Source organism: Sporosarcina sp. P3 (assembly GCF_002743415.1).
Lineage (GTDB): Bacteria > Bacillota > Bacilli > Bacillales_A > Planococcaceae > Sporosarcina > Sporosarcina ureae_A.
This window is the reverse complement of the sequence record NZ_PDZE01000009.1, coordinates 77,335-103,323: the sequence shown is the minus strand read 5'-3', so window position 1 is coordinate 103,323 and position 25,989 is coordinate 77,335. Positions and strand designations below refer to the sequence as shown.

Below are 25,989 nucleotides of genomic sequence, written 5' to 3'. Positions count from 1 at the left end.
CCTAGTACAACAAGAACCCACCAACGTCTACATGTTGGTGGATTCTTGATAAATTAATCTTCAATTATTCAAATCAAATGGGAACTGTTCCACAACGGTAGTTTTGTGCCGATATTGTTCTCGAGTGCGTTTTCGTACACTCTATATCCCCAAGCTACGTCCTCAGTCGACAGACCACCTGTCATTGCGATTATTACTTCATCGTCAGACTTTCTTCCCTCTTTATTTCCGACAATGATGTCACCAATATCATCAATTTTATTACTATCAAATTTTCCGTCGTTGATTAACTCAAGCAATTGTCCAGACATAGTCCAGTCGAGTATACTGTTAATACCTTCTGGATGTGCTAACCCATCTTCTAGCCACTTTTCATGCATAGACCATAAATCAGCTACTACTCTATGCTTATTGTATGACTCTGCGGATAAATCTGCCGCGCCTGTTAATATGATCAATGCGCCTGGTTTAAAACTTTCTTCATTAATTTTCGGTTTAACGCTACCGGATGTTGCTACAGTAACAATGTCAGATTGTTTAACACAAGCATCCATATCATCCACAACTTCAACCGGTCTATTTATTTGGGCTTCAATCTTTTTTGCAACTTCCTTTCCTTTTTCAATATTTATGTCGAATAGAATTACTTTTTCAATTCCCGGCACTGTAGTGATTATTGCGTCGATACAAGATTGGTTAATTACTCCGCCGCCAACCGCGCCTAAAACTTTTGCATCTTTTTTGGCAAGATATTTCGATATTACTCCGGGAACAGCACCTGTTCTAGCAGAGCTAACAAGATTTCCTGACATAATGGCAAGAGGTGCACCTGTCTCTCTGTCGTTCAATGTAAAGGTGTGAATTGATCTTGGTAAATTCTTATTCAAGTTTTCAATATTAGAGCCGTACCACTTATTGCCGACTACATCAAAATCTCCGCCTAAGTATGAAATAAGGGACATGAATCTTCTATCCGGACCTTTTTTCGGCATGTTTTTGAATGTATCGTCATTGTTAAACCAAAGCATTAGTCCGTGATCATTTCTATTTGGTCCTCCCATTAAATAATCACCTTTACCGATTAATCGAAACATCTCTTCGATTGTATTAATACATTCTTTCATATTTAATACTCCTGCTTTTATGATATCTTCTTCCTGCAAGTATAATAGTTCAAGTTTTTCAGACATCTAACATTCCTCTTTTCTTTATAGTGAAATTTTAATGCAGCAATTATATATTCCGAGAAAACCTTTGTAAGTCGGTATAAGTATAAATAGGTATATAATGTCGATCTAATAGGAAAGTTGTTTACCCAACTATCAAATCCTTGTGATTTTTTGTAAATGGTGTAATAAATTCATATCCGTCTTTTGTAACCAGGATACTATCACCTACTTGTGTGCGATAGTCTTCAGCGTCTGCTCCGCCGTCTACTGCAAATATCATTCCTTCCTCTAAAATAGTTTTATCACCATTTGCTAATTGCGGGAAGCCATTTACCGAGAATCCTAGTGATCTACCCGCTCTAAATGGTATAGGATAGCCTGCTGTTTGAATAACTTCGGCATATGCAAAGAAAGCATCTTCCGCTACTGCTCCTGGTTTAATTTCCGCTAATGCTGCTTTCTGTGCACTTTCAGCAATTTTCAACAATCTTGATACTTCTTCATTAATTTCCCCCACGAATAAGGTACGATCAAAACCTAGATAAAAGCCTTTAAAACTTACAGTGCCACAATGACAAATAAATAATGGCTCGCCATGTTCTAATTTAGTCATTCCTGCACGATGATGACACATTGTAGTTAATCGTCCACTCGCCATAATTTGTTGCTGGTTACTAATAGTAGGATAATTAAACGGTTCTTCCTCTTTGTAATACTTTCTCATTAGTTCAGCTGCTTTATAAGTTCCTGCTTTTTCAGCCGCTAGAGAAACTTCGAATTCATATACGCCAGGAGCAGCCGCTTCCATAGCGCCTTCTAACATTGCAATTGCTACTTCTCCTGTATGACGGGCGATTTGTATTTCATACTGATCTTTAACCATCCGCATGCTTTCAATTACCATTCCAATGTCATTTATTTTATTTGGGTTTACATATTGCATAACAAAATCTAAAACTACTCTCGGTGCTTTTAAATAATCAATACCCATTCTATCAATTTTTATATTCTCCAAAATGCCGCTTAATGGTTTTCTCCATTCATCATCCAGTCCGTCTGTCCACGGAATAACTTCTGTAACATCAGTTTGAGTATTTGCCATCTCCTCTTCCATTGATGGTGTAATTAAATAAGAATCACCATCATTCATAAGGACAAACAAATTGGGTCTTCCCCAGTCAATACCCAAGGCTCCATGGTAACCCGTATAGTAATAAATAGTACTGGGATCTGTCAATAAAGCTAAAGTGTAATCCTGTTCGTTCATATGTTCAGTCAATTTCTTTCTTCTAGCTATGAAATCCATCAATCCAATAACATCCTTTCATTTTGAAAAAAATATTTGTGGGAACACTTAATCAGCGCATGCTTAAGATTCTCGTATATATCAAAATTTAATATTTAAGAAATTCTTTAAAATCATTTTTCCTGCTGGATAGTCACTGTTGTACCATTCTGGATGAAATTGAACTCCGAATAACGGTCTTTCTTTATGTGCAATCATCTGGACAGCACACATCTCACTCGATGCGAGTAGATCAAACTCTTCAGGAAGTGTTTTTACCTCGTCACGGTGAAGTTGCCTGCAATAAAAAGAAGTATTTACACCTTCCAACAATTGATGGTCTTTCTTTATAAAGTGCTTAATGTAACCTTCTTCTAAAATATCATCAGAACTTTCTACCATTTTCCCTATTTTTCCACCATACATAATAGCTGTTAATTGTAGTCCTGCACATATACCTAATACAGGAACGGGTAAGTCTTTAATAATATTTAGTTTTGGGATATATCTATCCGATATCTCATTTTCTTCCCAATGCTGACCTATGCGTCCCGTCATTATGATATATTGAGGTTGTAAATCTTTAATATAATTAGAGTCGATCTTTGAATAATGAGACACTGTACATGTGACTTCTTCAATATTATTTAAAGCTTCCACCACTTTATCTGACCAGCCGAGTTCATTTTCATATTTCTCGTTATTAATAATAAGCACATGTTTTTCCATTGCACCACTTCCTCCACTCTACTTTTGCAAGTCTAATTGCAAACTTTGTGTTATTTCATTTCTACTCCTTTGATCGAATCAACTATCATTGGTTCGTTATCAACTTCAGCGTAAAAAAATACTTTGTATAATTTTTCCTGTTTAGCAATTTCAATTTCAGGTGCTTTATAAACCCTGAACTTATGTCTTGCCCACTTTATAATTACTTTCTTCGCTTCTTCAATTGCCGTTTCTTCCTTAATTAAAGTTGGAACTAAAGATTGTTCACTAATTTCAATTGTCTTATGTTCGGGAAACATATTTGAGAGAGCGGCATTCCCTTTTACCATATCAACTGTTATCGTGGAGTAAAAAATCCTTGGTTTCATAAACAGTCGATGAATACTCACTTTGAAAGTGAAGATATGATTTGGATAACAAACGATTTCTCTACCCTCTAAATCGTAAGAAGAGTCAATGATCTTAACTGTTTCCAATCCGTTTGCCAGTTCAGTCACGTAGTTCACTCCTTTTTACTTTTGTGTAAAAAGATTTGCTGTATTGAAGTTACTTTTTAACAGGTCGCAGACGATATCTTTATCTGTTTTTAAGTTAGTATTACTATTTTGTATTTTCTTAAGAAAATCATAATCAGAAGCTAAAAACTCTGGAGTACCTACTTCATTCTTCTTCGTATACGAAGTCCACATATCCTCAAAATCGTCACCTTTAGGGGGATTCGTAAACAAACTAACAATAATAATCGAAAGTAATGCTGCTATGAAAGCCGGACCGCCTTCGTAAATGTCGATTGGTGACCAAAAGTACCAAATGATTGTGACTAACGGACCGACAATCATCCCCGTGATTGCTCCAGCCTTAGTTACATTCTTCCAAAACAAAGAGAGAATGATAGGAGGTCCAAAACATGTCGCCAAACCGGCCCATGCAAATACTGCCAGCCAGAAAACAGAGTCCAGGGGATTAAGTGCAATGATTATCGAAATAACACCCAGTACAACTGTAGATATTTGCGATACCCTAATTGTACTTTTTTCACTTAGTTGTCCCTTATAAAATACTTTATTCCATAAATCTTCGGCAATAGATGAGGATGCTATAAGTAACATCGAGTCAATTGATGACATAAGTGCGGAAAGTGCTGCTGCAATTAAGACACCTGCCATCCACCAAGGCAATAATTCCATAGCCATAAGTGGGAAAATCTGTTCAGGATTTTCGATGCCTGGAAACAGAGCAAGTCCGGATAAACCGATAAGAACCGCTCCGTAATATGCAACCATCATCCAAATGATCCCAATAATTGCAATCTTTTTAACATCACGGGTATTCCTCAACGCCATATAGCGAATTAACACGTGAGGTGCACCGTTAAAGCCTACACCTATAAATAAGTAACTAATTATGGCAATAATACCTGCGAGCGTTAATACAGGACTTCCGAAAAACGGTTTCAAAAAATCAGATCCCATTTGTTCAGTTATGACATATCCCATTTGATTAAACCCGCCTACCTTCAAGATGCCGACAATTGGCAATACGACAAATGCAAATGCCATTAGTAATCCTTGAATAAAGTCGGTTAATGTAACAGCGAAGAACCCACCAACAACCGTGTACAAAATAGTAATAATCCCGCCAACGATAACACCTATGGCAAAGTCAATTCCTAAAACAACTTCAAACAGTACCCCAAATGCGATGAATTGCGCACAAATATATACTGTTTGAAATACCGTCATTACAATAATTGAAATAATCCGCATGATATTCGAATCATCACGATATCTGGAAGACAAAAAGTCCGGTACTGTTAAAGAATTCAAAAGCTCCGAAAGTCGACGAATAGGTTTTGCAAAAAATACCCAATTCAATATGGAAAATAAGCTAGATACCGCATTCCATGCAGCGCTCAATCCAGATGAGTAGGCTTCACCTGGAAGCCCCGCCGTCATAAAGCCACTACTTTCTGAAGCCTTTTCACTCATTGAAATAACCCAAGGCCCCAATCGTCTTCCACCCAAGAAATACTCTTCTGATCCTTGGTTACTAGATCTCGCTGACCATAATCCAATACCCAATAACATGAATAAATACAAAATTAAAATTATTAATATTCCTATTCCTGTTGCCCCCAAATCGGTTACCCCCCTAAGTTTATTTATTCAACAATTCGTCTTCTAATTTTTCTCGTTGTACTTCTTTAAAATACCAAATTAGTACTGAAGCTATCATTAGCGTAGGCGGAACAACTAATATTAACCAGCCAGCTAAAGGAAATCCTCCCATGAAAATCACCACCTTTCAAAATAATTTTATAAATAAGTTACTTGTTAGCGCTTTCAATATCATTAAGTATTTAAACACGTATAGGCCAATGAATTGGATTTACCCAACGCATTCGCCTGTAAAGAGATATTATATACTTGTGAAAAATCTAGCAATAAATTTATAGCAATCGATGGGTTAAAAAATTTAGTGATGGTCTTAGAAAAGTGTAATGAATTTCTATTGCAAAATATGGAAACTATTTAAATGCGTATAGGCCAATGAGATGGGTTTACCCAACGCATTCGCCTGTGAAAGTATATTGCATATATTTAAATCAATTTTGATTGACTATATTAAACTTTCTGATTTCAAAAATTAATATACCATACGCATTAGACTATGTAAACCTTTTTATTGATAATACATATTTCAACAACCTTAACCCATTATGGAGACGTGGGAGTCGAATCCATGTCCATAGGCTCTACTACATTAACGTCCACAACTATAAATTATATTTGTTTTCATAAGAAAACCCTCACTGAATATATTTCCAAACATCTTCCACAGATTCATAGCCGAAAATATTACACAATAACAGCCCCAATTCAATCGAGTCCGCTCACATTATCGCTTCTTTAATGTCTACTTGTGCCCCTGCATCTTATTAATTTAGTTTCGTATATTTTAAACTTAAAAAGCCAATAATGGAATTAATATCGAATTTTACCGTCCTTCCAAAATGCTTTTTAACATATAGAAGTGAGGAATGTACATGTTTTGGAAAAAACAACAGGATGAAAATAAGCCTGTTTCTCAATCAAACGCAGAATCAGAAATATCAATAGAGACTCTAAAAAAAGCCCTCGTTCAAATGGATGATGCGGAATTTGTGGAACTCAATATTTCTGAAAATCAAAATGTTGATCTTATCTACGTAAGAACTCTGATTGACCAAGAAAGATTAAATGAAAGCATTCTAAAACCTTTATCTAACTGTTCCAAACAATCCATTCAGGAATGCAATGTTCACTCAACAATAAACTCCATTTCCACTTTTAATGAGGCAATAAAGCAGCTGTTTAAAGGATCTGTTTTGTTATTTGACTCTTCGTCAAACCTTTGGTTCGCTATCCCTTTAGAAAATCCACTTGGACGTGCAATTGAACCATCCGATACTGAAACCATCCTTTTAGGAGCAAAAGACAGCTTCAGTGAACAGCTAGAACAAAATATTACGCTCATTCGTAGACGTCTTCTAACACATGATCTGAAAACAGAGAAGTTCACCGTTGGTTCTTTAAGTGAGACAAATGTGGTTTTATTGTACATAGAAGGGCTGACCAATCCAGAATTTGTTTCAACCGCCAAAAAGAAGATTTCGGAAATTAATTATGATCTCTTATCTGATTCTTCTCAAGTAGCGGAATTCATGGAGGAACATCAAGATAGTATTTTTCCTCAGTTTCAGCAAACTGACCGACCTGATGTTGTTGCTTATTCTCTGGGATCAGGAAAAATTACGATTCTGGTAGACAATACACCTTTTGCTCTCGTTGCCCCAATTACTTTTTTTCATTTGTTCCAATCACCAGAGGATTATATTAATCGATGGGTAGTTGCCAGTTTTTTGCGCATCATCCGATATGTAAGTTTTATTCTGTCTATCACATTGATCCCATTCTACGTGGCATTAACAACTCATCACTATCAAATGATTCCTTTACAAACACTTTTCGTCTTGGTGGAGTCAAGGAGCAAGCTTCCGTTCACTCCTTTTTGGGAAGCATTTATCATGTTGATTTTTATTGAAATTATAAAAGAAGCAAGTTTAAGGATGCCAACAAAGACTGGTCAAACGCTTGGGGTTATTGGGGGCATTGTAATTGGTCAAGCAGCAGTTGAGGCTGGTATGGCAAGTCAGGTGTTAATTGTCTTGGTAGGGATTTCAACTATTGGATCTTTTCTTGTTCCTAATTACCTTGTGACAAAGGCGAATTCATTGATTCAATTCATTCTTCTTATATTTTCTTCGTTTCTTGGGATAGTAGGGATTGTTTTGGCAATGATTATCATTTTAGCCCACCTTAATGGCTTGTCTTCACTCAAGCAGCCATATTTATCTCCTGTTGCCCCTTTCTACGGAAAAGATTGGCTTGACCTATTCATTCGAGGGCCTTTAGTCAAAATGAAAGAGCGTCCAGAACATCTTAAACCGCTGAAGATGAAGAGATATCAAACTAGGAGATGAACTGATGGAAGCCCTTCAATTATTTAATAAGAATGAAACCTATAATGGGTTCTATGTCATGTTGATGGTAAATCGCCTCCAAATGCTTTACTTTTTTTTGATTATGCCAAGGTTTTTGATCCATTCATATATGATTTGGGTGATTATAGCGGTCGGCATATTGTCTCAACTAAACATTCTTCTTTTATCCAAATGGTTTTTAACCCGGATTTCTAGCGAAGGGTACAACGGATTTGTCCAATTATTCGGAAAAAAACTTGTACGACTCCTCTCATTCATCGGGTTGTTCTTTATCCTGCTTAAACTTTTCGTGATCATGTTAGGATTCTCGGAAATGGTTCAAATATTTATGTTTCCAGCTACAGATTCAAATTGGCTGATCTTTTTTATTATGTTGTCTTGTTTGTATGTAGCATGGAAGGGCGTTGAAAAAACTATACGTTTTGTCGTGATTTCATTTTTAGGTACATTTTGGATGTTCTTGTTCTTTGCTTTTTTCTTCTTTCCTCCAATAGCTCAACTCAGTGATTTGTATCCGATTATTCCAATGGAATTAAGTGTGAATTCCTGGAAAGGAATATTTTTAATTTTATCTTCATTTTCAGGGCCTGAATTTCTGGTATTTTTGGGACCGTGGTTTAAAACAAATAATAAGACATTTCGCTATTTGTCTTATGGCAATGCTCTAACCGTTATAGAGTATGTATTTTTATATATGGCGTCCTTATTCTATTTCGGTTCCAATTATTTAAGCAAAAGTCAATTTCCAATTGTCACTATGGCTCGTTATTTTCAAAATCCAGTAATTGAACGTATTGATATGGTCATGCTTTCTTTAGAATTATTTAACATCGTCTTTGCGGTTTCAATTTTTCTACTGTTGTTTTATGGAGCATCTAAAATAGCTAGTGGGAAAATGGAGAGACCACCCAGTCGAGTAGGATTTTTATTCAGTGTATTCATTATTTTAATTGGAATGATTCTTGTGAATGAATGGATTTGGAAGTCAGATGAAAAGCAGGTTATTTTACTTAATCTTCAAATTTTAGCAGGAAGCTTAAGTTACTTAGTGGTTCCAATTACTATTATCGTAGTGATGAAGATAAAGGGGTTTAATAAACATGAGACTACGAAAGAAGATGGCTAAAAAATTGTCAATCATATTTATGGCATTATGGTTAACTGGATGTGCCCCTTTTACTGAAAATAACATTATTGAAGAGCTTGCTCCAGTCACATTTTTATCACTTAGTAAAGGGGATGAAGGTAAAATAAAAATCAGTACGATTTTGCCTCCTCTAAGCAAAGAAAAAAAGAGTGTAATGACGCAAGAAGTAAGCTTAATAAAGGAGGTACTAAGAAGTTTTAATTTAAACTTCTACCAGGAAATGAAATTTGGGCAAATGCGAATGCTGATAATTAATGAAGACCTCGGAAGAAACGAGGGGATTATGTCCATTATTAATGTGTTATTGACTGATCCGGATATTTCTTTGAGAATCTATTTAGTTATCGTAAAAGGAAATTTTGAAGAATACTTGGAAAATCAATTGGACAAACAAGAAAATCTTGATTACTCTTTTTACCGAATGCTGAAGCACTATGAGGAAAAAAATCAGGGAGAATTAAGTGTCGTTAATCTACATGAATTTAAAAATTTGTTATATACTCCTTATTCAGATCCTTTCTTACCTGTATTCAAAATAGAAAATGACGCTATCAGCTATGAAGGTACAGCCCTGTTTCAAAATGATAAACTAGTTGAAATACTAACAACTTTTGATGATCGTATCTTCCAACTGTTACACAACGATCACTACTTAGCAGTTTTACCGATTCCAAAATTACAAGTTGTTCTCGGTCATGTTAGGTCTAAAACGAAAGTGGATATCAATAAAAGCTTGTCTACAATGACCTATACAGTGAATATAGACTCAAGAATTGAAGAATACCGGGGAGAAAAGCAATTATTTGACCCACAGGATTTAGAAGATTTTAAAAAAGATATCCAATCCAATCTTGAAAAACAAACACAAGAACTAGTAAAAAAGATGCAAGAATTGAATGTGGATCCATTACAGCTAGGCATTCATACATTAAAACCATTCTCAAAACCAATGGATGAAAAAAAATGGATTGAACTTTACAAGAAGATGGACATTAAAATAAAATACAATATTAATATTAATCCTTTGACGGATGCAAATTCAAAAAGGCAAAACCTTTAATTCTTCCTATTGCAATCTCTTTCTCATTAATCGGACGTGCGTCTTCTTCAGCCTGCTTTTCCTTTAACCATTGTTCACGTTCGGCCTTAGGCTTCCGTCCGTGCTTTTTCGGTACCTGCTTCTTTTTCTTTTTGGCGGCTTGGACTCGATCTCTTGCCTCAAAATGTGTGGCATCGAAGGCGACATATTTATCGCTGATACGCCCTTCGTCGATGGCAAGTAGAATTAGTTCATCATGGATCTGTGGAACTACTTACAGCATCAGGTGGAGTATAAGAGGCACCTGATATGATTACATTCTGCTCTCTATACTTCCCTGCATTTGCTCTGTCTATTGAATGCAAGACGATGCCATGCAATTCTTTAATCACTATTTCCGAGAGGGGCTGATCTTGCTGCACTATTTCTTCTGCAACTAAAATAGCTTCCTTATGATTAATAGCTTCTAGGTGCTCTCTCATGGATTTTCCAGCAATAACTATGCCGTCCTCTAGCACCGCTTTCGTTTCATAAACTGTTAGCCTATTTCCTTCAATCGCATTGGAGTGATATGTATTTTTAATTAAAAAGTCTTCTTTCAAGCTACGAATAAGCCCTTTTGAAATTGGTCGTCGTTGATCGACATTCTTTTTTAACAGTGAAAATCGATCCGTTTTTTCTATCACAGCTTACATCCCCTTTATTAAAATAAGGGATATTGTGCAAGAGCTCACTCTTGTACAATATCCCTTCATCGAAAAAGTATAGAAAACCGATTCATCACTGGATATATTTTCAGATGTATTCAACGTCTTCGTATAGCTGCTTCACTACAATTCATTTTCTAAAATTCGATCTATTATTCGTATGATTTCGTTTACAGATATATCTTCTTGTTCGTTTTTAGAGTAAATGGTTAACGGATATATTTCTAAGTCGGCTGTGACTAAATACCATATTACACGAAATCCGCCACTCTTTCCTTTGTTTGCATTTGGATTACTCAATCTGGTTTTATATACGACATTTCCTTTGGTTCTGGGAATTCGGTCCCCATATAATTTACCTTCTTCAAAATCCGCAAAAAGGGAATCGACTAAATCAACCACTACTGGATATTTTCTAGCGATTTTTAAAAGCTCTTTTTCGAACGCTTTAACGCCAAGCACTTTATACTCCATTATTTTTCTTCTAAGCTCTTCCTCACTCGGTTCATCATATCCTTATATGAATGTTTGGGTAGCTTTCCCTTTCTCATTTGGTCTACTTCTTTTATAGATTCTGTCAGTATTTTTTTACTATCTGCCTGATTGTCTTTTAAAATGGCCATTTCATTTTCCTCCTTCTCATCCACACATACCACATCCTTTCAGATTATGTATATGTGTAAGTATGTAATGAGCATGATGATTTAAACATCGTTTTACTTTATTTTAAAAATAAGGGATATCACACAAGAGGTTCTCTTGTACAATATCCCTTACATCTTATTACACCTTAATCTCATAATGGAGACGGTGGGAGTCGAACCCACGTCCAAAGGCTCTGCTACTTCAGCGTCTACGCGTGTAGATTGATCATTTGGTTTCGCGCAAGCATTATGCCATCAATCAGGGCTTCCTGTGCGCTATTCCGGGAATCTCTTATGACAGCCTCAGAATGCAGATGTCATCGTAGCTCACTATAAGTGAACCTTACGCCTCCACATGAGCGATGGAAACGGAAGGTAGATTCAACAGCTTATGCTGCGAATGCTAGGTTGTTGTTTGTTTTGCCAGTTATTATTAACTGTCGTTTCTGACGGAGACGATCCCTCCGACGCGCGGCTCAAGCCCAGACCACCCCTGTCGAATCCGTAACGTCCCCGAAGGAAAGTCCGGAACCCAGGCCCGTTTCACTTAAAACGGCGGGTCGTACTTGATACTTCATCTAGTATACAATAATTCAGCTGAAATATCAATCTTGTTGATTGGCTTTGAAAGCTCGTTGCATATCGCGCTTATGCTCTTTTTCTTTCAAGTCTTGGCGCTTATCATAGAGTTTCTTCCCTTTACCTACACCGATTAATACTTTGGCGAAGCCGTTTTTAATATACATTTTCAATGGGATGATCGAATAGCCTTGCTCTTTCATCGTGCCTGTGAGTGAAGCAATCTGTTTTTTGTGCAACAGTAATTTCCGCACGCGGACAGGATCATGGTTATGAATATTTCCCTGTTCATACGGGCTAATGTGCATATTCGACAACCATGCTTCGTTATTACGGATCAATATAAATGCATCGCGCAACTGGACTTTCCCTTTGCGGATCGATTTAATTTCCGTTCCTTTTAACACGATTCCCGCTTCAATCGTTTCTTCAATTGCGTAATCAAAATTCGCCTTTTTATTGACGGCGAGTACTTTACCGGTTCCCTTGGCCATGCAACTTCCTCCCTGACGGAAGACCGGAGACAAGCTCCAGTCTTATTTTTTCTTTGGACGTTTCTTAGATTTCTTTGGCATTCCTTCATAAAACTTCTTCTTTGGTTTCTCGTATTTTTTATTGCGCTTGTCGCTGGAACTTTTCGCTCCGCCACCCGCACTGGATTTCTTACCAGAACCTTGCGCTTGGCCTCTTCCTCTACCAGCACCTTGGCCTCGGCTCTTACCTCTGCTAGCTTGAATCACTTTTGGTGACTCTTTACGAGAGCCTCTGAAGTTTTCTTTCATTCCGACGATTTCGAAGTCGACTGATTGCTCTTCTGGTTTCACAGAAGTCACACGCACTTTTACTTCGTCTCCAATCCGGTATTGTTTCGCTGTACGTTCGCCGATCATCATCATTTGGCGATCATCAAAGCGATAGTAGTCGTCGTTCATGTTTTTGACATGCACTAGTCCTTCTACCGTGTTCTCTAGCTCTACAAAGATTCCGAAGTTCGTAACAGAAGAAATGACTCCTTCAAACTCTTCCCCTACTTTGTCGAGCATAAACTGCGCTTTCTTCAGTGCGTTCGTATCACGTTCTGCATCTACTGCACGGCGTTCACGTTCAGACGTATGTCGAGCAATCTCAGGCAGTGTAGCAGACCAATGGGCAACCGTTTGAGCCGATGTGTCTTTATTGAATAAATACGTGCGGATCAGACGGTGAACGATTAAATCTGGGTATCTTCTGATCGGTGCAGTGAAGTGCGTATAATATTTCGTTGACAATCCGAAGTGACCGATACTGTCTTGGAAGTATTTCGCTTGTTGCATCGAACGTAATAACATCGTCGAGATGAGCGATTGTTCTGGCATTCCTTCGATCGATTCAACGATTTCTTGTAATGCACCTGAATCGACTTGTTTGCCTGTTCCCTTGACGACGATTCCGAATGTTGTCAGGAACTCGAAGAAGCGTTGTAGTTTCTCTTCTTTTGGATCTTCGTGAATTCGGTATAAGAACGGTACTTTCATGCGGTCGAAGTGCTCTGCAACGGTTTCGTTGGCAGCTAGCATAAATTCCTCGATCAAGCGTTCAGATACTGTACGCTCCACAATGACTACGTCTGTCGGCCAGCCGTTTTCATCTACTAGAATTTTGGATTCTTTGAAGTCGAAATCGATGGCACCACGATCTTGACGTTTCTTGCGGAAAATGCTCGCTAGTTTCGCCATATCGTTTAACATCGGTACGATTTCTTCGTATTTCTTTGATAGTTCTTCGTCTTGATGCTCGATAATTTGGTACACGTCATCGTATGTCATACGGTAATTCGAGTTGATGACACTTGGATAAATGGCATGATCAATGACTTTACCGTTCGAATCGACTTTCATTTCGCACGTCAACGTCAAGCGGTCTTCTCCAGGATTGATGGAACAAATTCCGTTAGACAAGCGATGCGGTAACATCGGTATCACGCGGTCTGTCAAATAGACACTCGTTCCACGGTCTGCCGCTTCTACGTCCATCGGAGAATTCTCCGTGACATAGTAGCTCACGTCTGAGATATGGACAAATAGACGATAGGATCCATTGTCTTCTTTGAAGACGGAAATCGCGTCATCCAAGTCTTTTGCGTCGGCACCGTCAATCGTCATCGTCAATTCATTACGTAAGTCTTTACGGCCTTCGAAGTCTTCTGGCTGAACGGTCGTCGGTACACTTGTCGCGTGTTCCATGACGTTCTCAGGGAATTCGATCGCAATGCCATGTTTGTGAATGATCGATAGGATGTCTACACCTGGGTCATTTTTATGGCCAAGAATCTTTGTGATCATACCAGTTGCTTTGTTTTCATCGCTTGGCCAGTTCGTAATTTCAGCAATTACTTTCTGACCTTCTACCGCTTCTAGTGAATGACCTTTTTCGATGTAGAGGTCCATCGGCAATTTCTTGTCGTCCGGTAAGACGAAACCATATCCTTCATGTGCTTGATACGTTCCGACGACTTGTGTCGTTTTACGCTCGACGACTTTCGTGACAACCCCTTCGCGACGATCTCCAAATGAGTCGTCTGATACGCGTACGAAGACGATATCGCCATTCATTGCGCTGTTGACTTCATGGGGTGGGATGAAGACATCATCGCCTTCTACTTCCTCTGGTACTACGAAGCCGAAGCCTTTTGCATGACCAATGAATTTACCGCGAAGTAGATTCATTTGTTCAGGCAGGCCGTAGCGGTTATTGCGTGAACGCACGATTTTCCCGCTCTGTTCTAATTGTACGAGCATTTTTACTAAGTCTTTAAATTCGTCCGCTTGTTCTAAGCCGAGTGCTTCTTGTATCTCGTGCACAGTGGACGGTATATAGGATTTTTCTTTTAATAAAGACATAACCCGTTCTTGTAACTCTTTTATATTTGGTTCCAAAAAAACCATCTCCTCCTTTTGTTCCTTTAGTTATATCTTCCCCTAATTTCACTCTTGCCAATCAAGGGATTCTAAAAAATGTAGTATATTTTCGTGAAGTTGTGCTTTTTCGGGACCTAGTGTAATGACATGTCCCGATTCTTCGTACCATTGTAGTTCTTTTTCTGTAGATTCAGCTTCGTCATAGATGATTTGTGCGGAATTCGGGTCGATTACATCGTCGTGACGCGATTGAACAACGAGTAATGGTGTGTAGATGCAGTCGACTTGGTCGCGTACGCCTTGGACCATGGATTGCAAACCGTCTAAACCTGGCATGGACTTCGTTTTCAAGTCGTCCATTTCTACTTTGATTTGCTCGTCTGATAGGCCCGCGATTTTTTTGTAGTCTCGTGCATATTTCAGCACGCCTGACCACATCAAGTCGGTCGTTTTCATCGTCATCGGTGCGCACATCGTCACGATGCCTTTTAGCGGAAATTGCGCTGCAAGCTTTAGTGAAAATACACCACCAAGCGATAATCCCGCCACAGCAATCTCTTCATATCCTGCCTCTTTTAGCTCATTATATGCATCCAGTACATCTTGCCACCACTGGTCAGGATTTGTCTCGATCAATTCTTCAGGCGGCACGCCATGACCGCGGTAATGTGGTGCCAATGAAGTGTAATTATGTTTTTCAAGGAAGCGGCCGAGCATCCGCACATCCGCGGATGTTCCTGTAAAACCATGCAATAGTAATACCGCACGTTTTCCATGTTGAAAGAAGAATGGTTTCGGTTGGGCAATTCGCATGTATTTCGTTCCTTTCTACGAAAAGCGCCTGACCGTTCAAACATGGTCAGGCGCTTGCATTTTATATTTTCATGATCGCAATGGTTAGGACAAAAAATAGGACGGATAAGACGATGGTCGCTCTTTGTAGAACGAGGTCTAATCCACGTGCTTTTTGTTTTCCGAAAAGTTGCTCTGCGCCTCCGGAGATGGCCCCTGACAGTCCCGCACTCTTACCGGATTGCAATAAAACGACTACTATTAATGCTATAGCTACGACTATCAGCGATGCTGTTAGAACGGCATGCATGTTTTCCACCTCCAAAAATAGCAAGTTACAACATTTCTATTCTACCAAAGCAAGTCTCTCGGCACAACCTTTTGTTACAAATTATGCCGATTGACCAGTAATAGATGCTATTATTTATTCAAATTATAGAATGTCTCTTTGCCTAGGTACTGCGCTGTTTCAAACAATTGATCTTCGATACGAAGCAATTGATTGTATTTCGCGACACGATCCGAACGAGAAGGTGCACCCGTTTTGATTTGGCCAGCGTTTGTAGCGACTGCGATGTCTGCAATCGTGACGTCTTCTGATTCACCTGAACGGTGAGAAATAACTGCAGTGTAGCCTGCGCGTTTCGCCATTTCAATTGCATCGAATGTTTCAGTCAATGTACCGATCTGGTTCACTTTGATCAGAATCGAGTTACTGATGCCTTCTTTGATTCCACGTGATAATTTGTCTGTGTTTGTCACGAATAGATCGTCACCCACTAGTTGAACTTTACTGCCAAGACGTTCTGTCAATAACTTGTGGCCAGCCCAGTCGTTCTCGTCCAAACCGTCTTCGATCGACACGATTGGGTACTTTTCGCAAAGCTCTTCATACCAAGCAACCATTTCTTCAGATGTTTTACGAATATCTTCACCTGCAAGGTAGTAGTTGTTTTGATCTTGATCGTAGAACTCAGAAGAAGCTACGTCCATCGCAAGCAAGATGTCTTCGCCCGCTTTGTACCCTGCTTTTTCAATTGCTTCGATAATCGTAGAAAGTGCTTCTTCGTTAGAAGCTAAGTTCGGAGCAAATCCGCCTTCGTCTCCAACTGCTGTGTTCAAGCCTTTACCGTGAAGAACGGATTTCAGGCTGTGGAATATTTCCGTACCCATGCGAAGTGCATGACGGAAAGATTCTGCGCCAACTGGCATTATCATGAATTCTTGGATGTCGACGTTGTTATCTGCGTGCTCTCCACCGTTTAAGATGTTCATCATCGGTACCGGCAATTGCTTCGCGTTGAATCCGCCAAGGTACTGGTACAATGGAACGTCCAAGTAATCTGCTGCTGCGTGTGCAACTGCCATGGATACACCTAGGATTGCGTTGGCACCAAGCTTGCCTTTATTGTCGGTACCGTCTAATTCGATCAATGCTCTGTCGATCACGACTTGATCCAACACTGAATAGTTTTCTTCTAGTTCAGAAGAGATCACTTCATTGACGTGATCTACTGCTTTCAATACGCCTTTACCGTTATAACGATTTTCGTCGCCGTCACGTAGTTCTACCGCTTCATACTCCCCAGTAGATGCACCGGATGGTACGATGGCACGTCCAAAGGCACCGCTTTCTGTGAATACTTCTACTTCTACAGTTGGATTGCCTCGTGAATCCAATACTTCTCTAGCTTGAATGTGGGTAATGATTGGCATGAAAATCTCTCCTTAGAATAATGGTTTTCCGGTCATTTCAACCGGTTGTGGAATACCTAACATTTTCAACATTGTCGGTGCCAAATCTGCCAGAATACCGTCTGTACGCAGCACTACATCTGGATTCGTGACGATGACAGGTACAGGATTCGTCGTGTGCGCTGTCATCGGTTGTCCACCGATGGTAGTGACTTCATCTGCATTACCGTGATCCGCTGTGATGATAGCCGATCCGCCTTTTGCAGATAAGGCGTCAATGATTCGGCCTAAACACGTATCGACCGTTTCAATTGCTTTAACAGTTGGCTCTAGCATTCCGCTATGGCCAACCATATCCGGATTCGCGAAGTTCAGAATGATCGCATCTTGTCGTTCCGCTTCGATTTCCGCAACTAACGCATCTGTTACTTCGTATGCGCTCATCTCCGGTTTCAAATCATACGTCGCGACTTTCGGAGAATTGATCAGAATACGCGTTTCGCCTTCAAACGTCTCTTCGCGTCCGCCACTCATAAAGAACGTCACATGCGGATACTTTTCCGTTTCCGCAATACGCAACTGACGCTTGCCTTGGTCTTCAAGCACTTCACCGATTGTTTTGGTTAGATTGACATTATGAAATACAATGTCTGCTACTACATCATCATTATAATGCGTAAAGCCGACAAAATGTAAGTCCGTAAAATTTTTCACGCCTCGATCGAAGCCATCAAAGTCCGGTTGCGTGATCGCACGTGACATTTGAATCGCACGGTCTGGACGGAAATTGAAGAAAACGACTGCATCCCCGTTTTCGATCGTCGCTACCGGTTTGCCATCTTGTTGAATGACAAACGGCTCGACAAACTCATCATGTATTTCTTCGGCATACGAAGCGCGGACTCCTTCTTCTGCTGAATCACAATGAGGTCCAATTCCGTAGACCATGGCATCATACGTTTTCTGTACGCGTTCCCAGCGCTTGTCGCGGTCCATCGCAAAGTATCTGCCGGACACTGTTGCGATCTGGCCGACACCGACTTCTTCCATTACATCTTCTGTCCGTTTGATGTAAGGAAGAGCCGTCGTCGGGCCCACGTCGCGTCCATCCAAGAATGCATGCAAGTAGACACGTTCTACGCCATGCTCTTTCGCCATTTTCAATAAAGCGAATAAATGTTCATAATGACTGTGAACACCGCCGTCTGATAGTAGACCCATCACGTGAAGTGCAGAGCCTTTCGTTTTGACATGCGCCATCGTTTCCAGCAATGTCGCGTTCTCAAAGAACTCGCCTTCACGAATCGACTTGTTGATGCGCGTCAAGCTCTGATAGACGATACGTCCCGCACCAATATTTAAGTGACCTACTTCAGAGTTCCCCATTTGTCCTTCTGGTAACCCTACTGCTTCTCCACACGCCGTCAACGTTGCGTGAGGATAGTTCTCCCACAGCAAATCAAAGTTCGGAATGTTGGCGTGTGCTACCGCGTTGCCGTACGTTTCATCTCGTAAGCCGAAGCCGTCCAAGATAATTAACGCGACCGGTTTATTCCCCATGAGTTCCAGCCTCCACTAATTTTACGAATGCTGTCGGATCAAGACTTGCTCCTCCAACTAACGCACCGTCGATATTGTCCTTGCTGAGTAATTCAGTAATATTTTCAGGTTTTACACTACCACCGTATTGAATACGAACGGCATTGGCTACGTCTGCTGTATACAGTGTTTCGACTTTATGACGGATCGCTGCACATACTTCATTGGCATCGTCGGCTGTTGCGGTTTTGCCTGTGCCGATCGCCCAGATAGGTTCGTACGCAATAACAGCTTGTTTCGCTTGTTCCGCTGGCACGCCTAGAAACGCTTTTTCTACTTGTGCTGAGACAATCGAAACCGTTTCAAGTGCTTCGCGTTGTTCCAACGATTCTCCTACACACACGATGGGTACGAGGTGATGGTTGAACGCTGCGAGTACTTTTTTATTTACGGTATCGTCCGTTTCATTGAAATACTGACGACGTTCGGAATGTCCAAGAATGACATACTGTACGCCTAAGTCTTCGAGCATAGCTGGGCTGATTTCGCCCGTGAATGCTCCTTCGTCAGTATCATGCATCGTTTGAGCGCCTACTTTGATCGCAGTCGTTTCAAAACGTTGTAGTAAACCGTTCAGATACAATGCCGGTGGGCAAATGACTGCTTCGACTTGATCTGACACCGTGAGTTGTTCTTTAATGTGTTCCGCAAAATCTGCAGCTTCACCAGATAATTTAAACATTTTCCAGTTGCCCGCGATGATTCGTTTTCGCAAAAGAATTCCTCCTTATTCTCGATCTTGTAGTACAGCGACGCCCGGTAATTCTTTGCCTTCCATGAATTCGAGTGACGCGCCGCCACCTGTAGATACATGATCCATTTGATCCGCTACTTCAAACTTTTCTACTGCCGCTGCGGAGTCTCCTCCACCAATCACGGTATAAGCAGTCGTTTCTGCCATTGCGTCCGCCACGGTTTTCGTTCCGTTTGCGAATGATTCCATTTCGAATACACCCATCGGTCCGTTCCAAATGACAAACTTCGAGTCTTTAATGACTTGCTCATAACGCGCTGCTGTTTCTGGTCCGATATCTAGACCCATCCAACCTTCTGTAATCGCATCGACTGCAACCGTTTGTGTTTCTGCATCCGCTGCAAACTGATTCGCCACGACTGCATCTGTCGGCAAGTATAGATTCACGGCCTTTTGCTTCGCCTTTTCAATGAACGACTTCGCCAATTCTACTTTATCTTCCTCTACTAATGAATCTCCCGTTTCGTGACCTTGTGCGCGTGTGAATGTATACGACAATCCGCCACCAATCAACAAGTTATCTACTTTATCCAGTAAATTGTCAATTACGCCGATTTTGTCTTTTACTTTCGCACCGCCAATAATCGCTGTGAACGGACGATCCGGATGAGACAAGGCTTTTCCGAGAACATCTAATTCTTTCTCAAGCAGGAAGCCTAGAACGCCTGGTATGTACTCTGCAATGCCTGCAGTGGAAGAATGTGCGCGGTGCGCTGTTCCGAATGCATCATTGACAAAGACGTCTGCAAGAGCAGCAAATTGCTTCGATAATTCCGCGTCATTCTTCTCTTCGCCTGGATTAAAGCGAACGTTTTCCAGCAAGATCACGTCGCCGTCTTTCATGTCTGCAATCGCTTTTTCTACTTCTTCACCAATCGATGAATCGAGTTTTTTCACAGGCTTACCAAGAAGCTCAGACAATTGATTGCCAGCAGGTGTCAAGCGCATGTCTTCCTTCACTTCACCTTTAGGTCGTCCTAAATGGCTAGCTAAAATAACCTTTGCCCCTGCGTTCGTCATATAGTTAATTGTTGGTAAAGCTGCTTTAATGCGTGTATCATCCGTTACCTTTCCCTCTTCCATCGGTACGTTGAAATCCACGCGACAAAATACGCGTTGGCCCTTCAATTGAATATCTCTGATCGTCTTTTTCATGTTCATTCCGTAAGTCCTCCTTGGCTTCAATACAAAAAGAGGAACGGGGTTCTCCGTTCCTCTCACCCATATTTATTCATTATAATCGGTTACATGTGGAATGGCTACGATTTATAACAGAATTGATGGTTTTATCGAATTATAGGCCTTGTTCGTTCATATATCGTGCAAGATCGATACAACGAGCGGAGTAACCAGATTCATTATCATACCAAGAAACGACTTTCACCATATTATCTTCCATCACCATAGTAGACAAACCATCTACTGTGGAAGAAGCTGTGTTGCCATTGTAGTCAACAGATACTAATGGTAAGTCACTGAAGAACAGCAGTCCTTTTAAATCGCCTTCAGCTGCTTTCTTGAATGCTTGGTTTACCTCTTCTACTGTGACGTCTTTTTCTAATTCCGTCACAAAGTCCACAAGTGATACGTTTGGAGTTGGCACGCGTACAGCCATTCCATCTAGTTTTCCTTTCAGTTCAGGAATTACTTTCGTTACAGCAGAAGCCGCACCCGTCGTCGTCGGAATCATCGATACACCCGCCGCACGCGCACGTCGGTAATCGGAATGTGGTAGATCGAGAATCTTCTGGTCGTTCGTATACGAGTGAATGGTTGTCATCATACCGCGCTTAATGCCGAATGAATCGTTCAACACTTTTACGACAGGCGCTAAACAGTTCGTCGTACAAGACGCGTTCGACACGATGTGATCATTCGCCGCGTCATACGTTCCTTCATTAACCCCCATTACAAGCGTCGTCATATCGCCTTGCGCTGGAGCCGACAAAATGACTTTCTTCGCGCCTGCATCGAGGTGCTTTTGCAATCCTTCTTTTGAGCGGAAGACACCTGTACAATCGATGACGATATCTACGCCTAGGTCTTTCCACGGTAGGTTCGCAGGATCTTTTTCTGCAAACACGCTAATCTTTTTATCATTTACAGTGATTGAAGACTCATCCGATTGTACATCTGCGTCGAAAATGCCGTGTACGGAATCATATTTCAATAAATGAGCCAACATCGCAGCATCCGCTAAATCATTGATGGCCACGACTTCCATATCTTCTGCTGCAAATGCTTCGCGAAGTACCAATCGTCCAATTCGTCCAAATCCATTAATCGCTATTTTCACTGCCATACTAAATCGCCTCCGTTAAAGTAGTTGTATCATTTCGCCTTCTAGGCATGGTCTCTGCATTTTTACATAAGCGACAGCATATTCTGTGCTGCCCCTTCATCTGTTATCAAAATAGTTTGGGACGGTGCACTCGCCAAATACGACAGCAATGCTTCCGCTTTACTCGCTCCGCCAGCTACTGTGAACACGAGCGGCACGTCTTGCAATTGCTCCATTTGAATCCCAACTGTTCGGATCCGATGGACAATCTCACCTTGCTGATTGAAATAAAAGCCGAATGCTTCACCTTTTGCTTGCTGATCCCGTAGAATTTGTTGTTCTTCTTCGGAAGAGTTTCGCAATACAGCCATCTTCGTCGCATCCCCGACACCGTGAATGACGCAATCGGTGCGACTATATAACGCCAACATCTCTTTCGCAGCAGGCTCATGCTGGAATACCGCATGCGCTACTTCACTTAGAGTATCTGGATAATAAAATGCTTTATACGTGGCTTGACATGATTCGGCAAACGAAGCAGCAATCATATTCGCCTGCAACCCCACTTCTTCTCCAACGCCACCTCTTGCTGCAATGAATTGCACATTCGGCAATTCATCTTGCTGCATAAATGATGGAATCGCGGCTACTGAACTGCCACCAGTTACAGCGACAATTTCATTGCCCTTAATGCGTGAACGAAATTGTTTCGCCGCTTGCATACCGAGTAGCTTTTTCGTCAAAGCTGAGTCATCAGAATTCCCTTCCACCACATGTACTTTCAGAATACCGAGACGCTCCGCCAACTCATTCGCAAGTTGTCGTCTACCCGATTTCTCTTCCATCGTATCATGCAATACAAAGAGCACTTCTATACCTTTTTTAGTAGTCGATACGCCTTCTTTCGCAATATGCACCAATTCTTGTTCTTTCATTAAATCAAGCATCGTACGTGTTTCCCTTTCGGAATAGCCGGACATAGAACTAAGTGTTCGTCTGCCGACAGGCCCCGACGCCTTAATCAGTTTCAACATCTGATAGCGTTGCTCGATCAACAGCGGAAGTTCAGGTACAAGTGCGAGTTGCGCTTCGTAAAATGATAAGTTCACTCACATCACTCTTTTCAAGTGGGTTATATTTGGTCCCTACTGATTATTCTTGTCCCACCTAGTGTAAAAAAATACTATACATGAAGTATAGCATGTTCAGAAACGAAACACAATAAGAAAGCGTTTTCACTGTTCAATTAATTGCAAAACATCGATATAACCGATATTTCCATATGTTAACACCTGTCCTTCGTGCTCAATAACCGGGATCATCAGCATGTATTTCTCGTGGATTTCGTCATCTTCTTCTATATTAATTGTCTGCCACTCAAGTGGATAGTCTTCTGCAACCAAGTGAAGCATTCGTTCCGCTTCTTCGCATAGCTCACAGTTAGGTTTTGTGTAAAATTGAATTTTCATTGGTGGATCACCTCGTTTTTACTTATGATGGCATGGAATGGGTTGTTTTTCTAGGGATTTGCATTTTTTTGTGTGGTTGGGTGGTTGGGTAGGTTATGAGCGGTTGTGGGGGTGGATTGAGCGGTTGGCTTGGGGGTATGAGCGGTTGGCGTGAGGGTATGAGCGGTTACGGGGTTGCATAGAGCGGATAACCTGGAACTATGAGCGGTTGGAGGTCGCGATAGAGCGGATCACGCTGCTTATAGAGCGCTAGCCGGATGGTATAGAGCGGATTGCTAGATTTATTGAGCGAAAACATTGAAGCCAAAGATTAGATGGCGCGACAGATACAATGCGGGAAAACAAACTATCATGCCGCGGGATTAGAGCGGATACAGGGTTGCATAGAGCGGACAAAATGGAATTATGAGCGGATGTAGGTCGCGATAGAGCGAATCACGCTACGTATAGAGCGGTAGCGAAGCGACATTGAGCGGATAGCGCGATACATTGAGCGCCTCCTCCCACCACAGTAACTGCGTAAAGATTAGATGGCGCGACAGATACAATGTGAGGAGATACACTGTCACGCCGCGAGATTAGAGCGGATACGGGGTTGCATAGAGCGGATATCTTGGAATTATGAGCGGTTATGGGGCGCGATAGAGCGGATTGCGCTACGTATAGAGCGGTAGCGAAGCGACATTGAGCGGATAGCGCGATACATTGAGCGCCTCCCTCCGCCACAGTAACTGCGTAAAGATTAGATGGCGCGACAGATACAATGTGAGGAGATACACTGTCACGCCGCGAGATTAGAGCGGATATGGGGTTGCATAGAGCGGACAACGTGGAACTATGAGCGGTTGGGGGGCGCAATAGAGCGGATTACGCTACGTATAGAGCGGTAGCGAAGCAACATTGAGCGGATAGCGTGATACATTGAGCGCCTCCCTCCACCACATTAACTGCGTAAAGATAAATAGCGCGGCAGATACAATGGAGGAAGATGAGCTGTCATATCGCGGAACTTCATACAGTACTCAACCTAAAAAAAGTGACAATAACTCAAAATTCGAGTCATTGTCACTTTCCTGCGAAGCAAGCCATTACCAACTTCGGCCTGCTCCGCCTCCACCACCGGAACCACCGCCGCCGAAGCCTCCAAAGCCTCCGCCGCTACTTCCACCTCCGAAGCCGCCGCCACCGGAGCTAGGGAAAAATATCGGTCCCACGCTAGATCGGCCACGTGGACCGCCACCTCCGCCTCTTCCTCCGCCGCCGAAAAAGACGCGGAAGAGTATATAGAGAACGATAATCACGAAAATAAATGATGGCATGCCTACATCTTCTTCACCTTGCTCGGGGTATACGACTGGCAACTCATCGCCTTCTAGTCCGTATTCTGCAGCTATTTCATTATAGAATGCTTTGTACGTTTCTATAATCGCGAGGTCTGGCCGTTCAGGTTCCTGTTTTTGTACAGGTTTTAAATAGGGAATCGCGAGTTCATCAATATAACGTCCCACTTTTCCGTCAGGAAGTGCTCCTTCCAAACCGTAGCCAGTGGCTAAATAAAATTCACGATTGATACCTGCCGCTTCATCTTTTTCTGTGGAAACGACGAGCAATGCGCCGTTGTCCATTTCTTTATCGCCTAATTGTAATTCACGAAGCACCCGAAGCGCATAGTCCTCAACCGGTTCGCCTTCAAGTGAATAGACTGTACGAACAGCGAGTTCTGCTTTCGTTGCTGCTTGCAGGCGTATGCCGTATTCTTCGATCTCCGCTTCTTGGGTGGGTGATAAAATGTCCGCGTCATCCACGACCACATCTGTAATTGCATGAACGGTCGTAGTACCAGTAAGGGCCACTAGTAGGGCTACGATGAACATGCAGACGCGGTTCATCACTTCGCGTCATCCCCAAAATCGACTGATGGCGGTTGTTGCGCCCCTTCGACCGCTTTGAAGTATTCTTTTTCGTCGAATCCGAAGATCGAAGCAACGATTTTACCTGGGAATCGTTTAACGGTTCTGTTAAAAACCGACACGACGTCGTTATAATCTTTACGCGCAACGGCGATACGATTTTCTGTACCTGCTAATTCATCCATTAACTGTTGGAAGTTTTGGTTCGCTTTTAGGTCAGGATAATTTTCCACTACTACTAATAAACGACTTAACGCGCTCGATAGTTCTGAATCAGCTGCTGCTAGTTCTTCAGGACCTTGTGCCCCAGCCATTTTACTACGAGCGTTCGCAATGTTTTCAAGCACCTCTTTTTCATGTGAGGCATACCCTTTCACCGTATTGACTAAGTTCGGAATTAAATCTACTCTACGTTGTAATTGCGTTTCGATCTGCGCGTACGACTGGTCGACATCTTCTTCTAAGTTCACTAACTTGTTGTAAGAAGGGACGATCATAATCGCCGCGATAATTACTAACACGATAATGGCTATAAGCGGGCCAGAAAATTTCTTCATCGATCACTACTCCTCTCGTCATCTCATTAGTATGTACTTACCCTACTTCTTTCACTCACCAAACTTCCCGTGGCGATATTTTTAACGTGAGTTGTTGGGTCTATGTCCAGTTTACTTCCTATATATAAGCATAAACTACATACAATATGACACATCTATTCGATTCAATGTGCTTCTAGATAAAATCTGCGAC

General features: G+C 41.4%; 25 protein-coding genes, 1 other RNA gene and 1 pseudogene. 3 read left to right on the top strand and 24 right to left on the bottom strand.

The window, feature by feature from the left end; all coding sequences use genetic code 11:
- Positions 1-68 precede the first annotated feature (68 nt).
- From CSV61_RS12205 to CSV61_RS17225, 6 genes are all read right to left on the bottom strand, one after another.
- A complete protein-coding gene (locus CSV61_RS12205) occupies positions 69-1,190 on the bottom strand; it encodes a tyramine oxidase subunit B (protein WP_099639431.1) in 1,122 nt (373 codons plus the stop codon).
- A 121-nt stretch (positions 1,191-1,311) separates the two neighbouring features.
- Positions 1,312-2,475, bottom strand: coding sequence for a M24 family metallopeptidase (locus tag CSV61_RS12200; protein ID WP_233193600.1), 1,164 nt, complete (start codon positions 2,473-2,475; stop codon positions 1,312-1,314).
- An 81-nt stretch (positions 2,476-2,556) separates the two neighbouring features.
- Complete coding sequence (locus CSV61_RS12195; protein ID WP_099639429.1) at positions 2,557-3,183, bottom strand: glutamine amidotransferase-related protein; 627 nt, start codon at positions 3,181-3,183, stop codon at positions 2,557-2,559.
- Between the two features lie 50 nt (positions 3,184-3,233).
- On the bottom strand, positions 3,234-3,680 hold the full coding sequence (locus tag CSV61_RS12190; protein WP_099639428.1) for a hypothetical protein: 447 nt from the start codon (positions 3,678-3,680) through the stop codon (positions 3,234-3,236).
- A gap of 15 nt (positions 3,681-3,695) precedes the next feature.
- Positions 3,696-5,321: a sodium/proline symporter gene (locus tag CSV61_RS12185; RefSeq protein WP_099639427.1), complete on the bottom strand. Its 1,626-nt coding sequence runs from the start codon at positions 5,319-5,321 to the stop codon at positions 3,696-3,698.
- A gap of 19 nt (positions 5,322-5,340) precedes the next feature.
- A complete protein-coding gene (locus CSV61_RS17225; protein WP_255408192.1) occupies positions 5,341-5,472 on the bottom strand; it encodes a hypothetical protein in 132 nt (43 codons plus the stop codon).
- 757 nt (positions 5,473-6,229) lie between these two features.
- Between CSV61_RS17225 and CSV61_RS12180 the strand changes: the two genes are divergently transcribed.
- The 3 genes from CSV61_RS12180 to CSV61_RS12170 are packed head-to-tail and all read left to right on the top strand — an operon-like array spanning position 6,230 to position 9,933.
- Entirely contained in the window at positions 6,230-7,705 is a 1,476-nt protein-coding gene (locus CSV61_RS12180; protein ID WP_233193593.1) for a spore germination protein, read from the top strand.
- 4 nt (positions 7,706-7,709) lie between these two features.
- Positions 7,710-8,852 (top strand): GerAB/ArcD/ProY family transporter, encoded by a 1,143-nt coding sequence (locus CSV61_RS12175; protein ID WP_369824368.1) that lies wholly within the window; start codon positions 7,710-7,712, stop codon positions 8,850-8,852.
- Positions 8,827-9,933, top strand: a complete 1,107-nt coding sequence (locus tag CSV61_RS12170) for a Ger(x)C family spore germination protein (RefSeq protein WP_099639424.1) — start codon at positions 8,827-8,829, stop codon at positions 9,931-9,933. Before CSV61_RS12175 ends, CSV61_RS12170 begins: the two co-directional genes overlap by 26 nt.
- Before the next feature lie 13 nt (positions 9,934-9,946).
- Here the strand turns inward: CSV61_RS12170 and CSV61_RS17110 are convergent.
- The 18 genes and pseudogenes from CSV61_RS17110 to CSV61_RS12085 form a co-directional block, all read right to left on the bottom strand.
- A pseudogene (locus CSV61_RS17110) lies at positions 9,947-10,168 on the bottom strand (IS5/IS1182 family transposase); the annotation flags it as partial.
- A complete protein-coding gene (locus CSV61_RS12160) occupies positions 10,167-10,598 on the bottom strand; it encodes a Fic family protein (RefSeq protein ID WP_099639423.1) in 432 nt (143 codons plus the stop codon). The pseudogene CSV61_RS17110 and the gene CSV61_RS12160, both read right to left, overlap by 2 nt.
- Positions 10,599-10,742: 144 nt before the next feature.
- Positions 10,743-11,093, bottom strand: coding sequence for a type II toxin-antitoxin system RelE/ParE family toxin (locus CSV61_RS12155; RefSeq protein WP_099627434.1), 351 nt, complete (start codon positions 11,091-11,093; stop codon positions 10,743-10,745).
- Positions 11,093-11,242, bottom strand: a complete 150-nt coding sequence (locus CSV61_RS16855) for a hypothetical protein (RefSeq protein ID WP_156890526.1) — start codon at positions 11,240-11,242, stop codon at positions 11,093-11,095. Before CSV61_RS16855 ends, CSV61_RS12155 begins: the two co-directional genes overlap by 1 nt.
- Before the next feature lie 176 nt (positions 11,243-11,418).
- Positions 11,419-11,778, bottom strand: a transfer-messenger RNA (tmRNA) gene (ssrA, locus tag CSV61_RS12150).
- A 90-nt stretch (positions 11,779-11,868) separates the two neighbouring features.
- Complete coding sequence (smpB, locus tag CSV61_RS12145; protein ID WP_099639422.1) at positions 11,869-12,336, bottom strand: SsrA-binding protein SmpB; 468 nt, start codon at positions 12,334-12,336, stop codon at positions 11,869-11,871.
- Positions 12,337-12,378: 42 nt separating this feature from the next.
- Positions 12,379-14,766, bottom strand: a complete 2,388-nt coding sequence (gene rnr, locus CSV61_RS12140) for a ribonuclease R (protein ID WP_099639421.1) — start codon at positions 14,764-14,766, stop codon at positions 12,379-12,381.
- Positions 14,767-14,805: 39 nt separating this feature from the next.
- On the bottom strand, positions 14,806-15,552 hold the full coding sequence (locus CSV61_RS12135) for an alpha/beta hydrolase (RefSeq protein WP_029054060.1): 747 nt from the start codon (positions 15,550-15,552) through the stop codon (positions 14,806-14,808).
- Positions 15,553-15,613: 61 nt separating this feature from the next.
- On the bottom strand, positions 15,614-15,841 hold the full coding sequence (secG, locus tag CSV61_RS12130) for a preprotein translocase subunit SecG (protein WP_085426945.1): 228 nt from the start codon (positions 15,839-15,841) through the stop codon (positions 15,614-15,616).
- Between the two features lie 110 nt (positions 15,842-15,951).
- Positions 15,952-17,247, bottom strand: a complete 1,296-nt coding sequence (gene eno / locus CSV61_RS12125) for a phosphopyruvate hydratase (protein ID WP_099639420.1) — start codon at positions 17,245-17,247, stop codon at positions 15,952-15,954.
- 12 nt (positions 17,248-17,259) lie between these two features.
- Positions 17,260-18,786, bottom strand: a complete 1,527-nt coding sequence (gene gpmI / locus CSV61_RS12120) for a 2,3-bisphosphoglycerate-independent phosphoglycerate mutase (RefSeq protein WP_099639419.1) — start codon at positions 18,784-18,786, stop codon at positions 17,260-17,262.
- On the bottom strand, positions 18,776-19,540 hold the full coding sequence (gene tpiA / locus CSV61_RS12115) for a triose-phosphate isomerase (RefSeq protein ID WP_099639418.1): 765 nt from the start codon (positions 19,538-19,540) through the stop codon (positions 18,776-18,778). Before tpiA ends, gpmI begins: the two co-directional genes overlap by 11 nt.
- A 12-nt stretch (positions 19,541-19,552) precedes the next feature.
- Entirely contained in the window at positions 19,553-20,740 is a 1,188-nt protein-coding gene (locus CSV61_RS12110; protein WP_099639417.1) for a phosphoglycerate kinase, read from the bottom strand.
- A 133-nt stretch (positions 20,741-20,873) separates the two neighbouring features.
- Complete coding sequence (gap, locus tag CSV61_RS12105) at positions 20,874-21,881, bottom strand: type I glyceraldehyde-3-phosphate dehydrogenase (RefSeq protein WP_099639416.1); 1,008 nt, start codon at positions 21,879-21,881, stop codon at positions 20,874-20,876.
- Positions 21,882-21,943: 62 nt separating this feature from the next.
- A complete protein-coding gene (locus CSV61_RS12100; protein WP_099639415.1) occupies positions 21,944-22,969 on the bottom strand; it encodes a sugar-binding transcriptional regulator in 1,026 nt (341 codons plus the stop codon).
- Between the two features lie 126 nt (positions 22,970-23,095).
- Positions 23,096-23,329 (bottom strand): glutaredoxin family protein, encoded by a 234-nt coding sequence (locus CSV61_RS12095; RefSeq protein WP_099639414.1) that lies wholly within the window; start codon positions 23,327-23,329, stop codon positions 23,096-23,098.
- 1,088 nt (positions 23,330-24,417) lie between these two features.
- A complete protein-coding gene (locus CSV61_RS17220) occupies positions 24,418-25,218 on the bottom strand; it encodes a TPM domain-containing protein (RefSeq protein ID WP_143561095.1) in 801 nt (266 codons plus the stop codon).
- The gene (locus CSV61_RS12085; protein ID WP_099639412.1) at positions 25,218-25,796 is read right to left on the bottom strand and encodes a LemA family protein; all 579 of its coding nucleotides are present in this window, start codon (positions 25,794-25,796) and stop codon (positions 25,218-25,220) included. The genes CSV61_RS17220 and CSV61_RS12085 overlap by 1 nt, the downstream gene beginning before the upstream one ends.
- Between the last annotated feature and the right edge of the window lie 193 nt (positions 25,797-25,989).

What these genes read in the sequence shown, in the direction of transcription:
- CSV61_RS12155 (WP_099627434.1), bottom strand. Translation starts at nt 11,093, where the DNA reads ATGGAGTATAAAGTGCTTGGCGTTAAAGCGTTCGAAAAAGAGCTTTTA.
- gap (WP_099639416.1), bottom strand. Translation starts at nt 21,881, where the DNA reads ATGGCAGTGAAAATAGCGATTAATGGATTTGGACGAATTGGACGATTG.
- eno (WP_099639420.1), bottom strand. Translation starts at nt 17,247, where the DNA reads ATGCCAATCATTACCCACATTCAAGCTAGAGAAGTATTGGATTCACGA.
- CSV61_RS12195 (WP_099639429.1), bottom strand. Translation starts at nt 3,183, where the DNA reads ATGGAAAAACATGTGCTTATTATTAATAACGAGAAATATGAAAATGAA.
- CSV61_RS12175 (WP_369824368.1), top strand. Translation starts at nt 7,710, where the DNA reads ATGGAAGCCCTTCAATTATTTAATAAGAATGAAACCTATAATGGGTTC.
- CSV61_RS12180 (WP_233193593.1), top strand. Translation starts at nt 6,230, where the DNA reads ATGTTTTGGAAAAAACAACAGGATGAAAATAAGCCTGTTTCTCAATCA.
- rnr (WP_099639421.1), bottom strand. Translation starts at nt 14,766, where the DNA reads ATGGTTTTTTTGGAACCAAATATAAAAGAGTTACAAGAACGGGTTATG.
- CSV61_RS16855 (WP_156890526.1), bottom strand. Translation starts at nt 11,242, where the DNA reads ATGGCCATTTTAAAAGACAATCAGGCAGATAGTAAAAAAATACTGACA.
- CSV61_RS17220 (WP_143561095.1), bottom strand. Translation starts at nt 25,218, where the DNA reads ATGAACCGCGTCTGCATGTTCATCGTAGCCCTACTAGTGGCCCTTACT.
- CSV61_RS12135 (WP_029054060.1), bottom strand. Translation starts at nt 15,552, where the DNA reads ATGCGAATTGCCCAACCGAAACCATTCTTCTTTCAACATGGAAAACGT.
- CSV61_RS17225 (WP_255408192.1), bottom strand. Translation starts at nt 5,472, where the DNA reads ATGGGAGGATTTCCTTTAGCTGGCTGGTTAATATTAGTTGTTCCGCCT.
- gpmI (WP_099639419.1), bottom strand. Translation starts at nt 18,786, where the DNA reads ATGGGGAATAAACCGGTCGCGTTAATTATCTTGGACGGCTTCGGCTTA.
- smpB (WP_099639422.1), bottom strand. Translation starts at nt 12,336, where the DNA reads ATGGCCAAGGGAACCGGTAAAGTACTCGCCGTCAATAAAAAGGCGAAT.
- CSV61_RS12205 (WP_099639431.1), bottom strand. Translation starts at nt 1,190, where the DNA reads ATGTCTGAAAAACTTGAACTATTATACTTGCAGGAAGAAGATATCATA.
- CSV61_RS12095 (WP_099639414.1), bottom strand. Translation starts at nt 23,329, where the DNA reads ATGAAAATTCAATTTTACACAAAACCTAACTGTGAGCTATGCGAAGAA.
- CSV61_RS12085 (WP_099639412.1), bottom strand. Translation starts at nt 25,796, where the DNA reads ATGAAGAAATTTTCTGGCCCGCTTATAGCCATTATCGTGTTAGTAATT.
- CSV61_RS12110 (WP_099639417.1), bottom strand. Translation starts at nt 20,740, where the DNA reads ATGAACATGAAAAAGACGATCAGAGATATTCAATTGAAGGGCCAACGC.
- secG (WP_085426945.1), bottom strand. Translation starts at nt 15,841, where the DNA reads ATGCATGCCGTTCTAACAGCATCGCTGATAGTCGTAGCTATAGCATTA.
- CSV61_RS12200 (WP_233193600.1), bottom strand. Translation starts at nt 2,475, where the DNA reads ATGGATTTCATAGCTAGAAGAAAGAAATTGACTGAACATATGAACGAA.
- CSV61_RS12170 (WP_099639424.1), top strand. Translation starts at nt 8,827, where the DNA reads ATGAGACTACGAAAGAAGATGGCTAAAAAATTGTCAATCATATTTATG.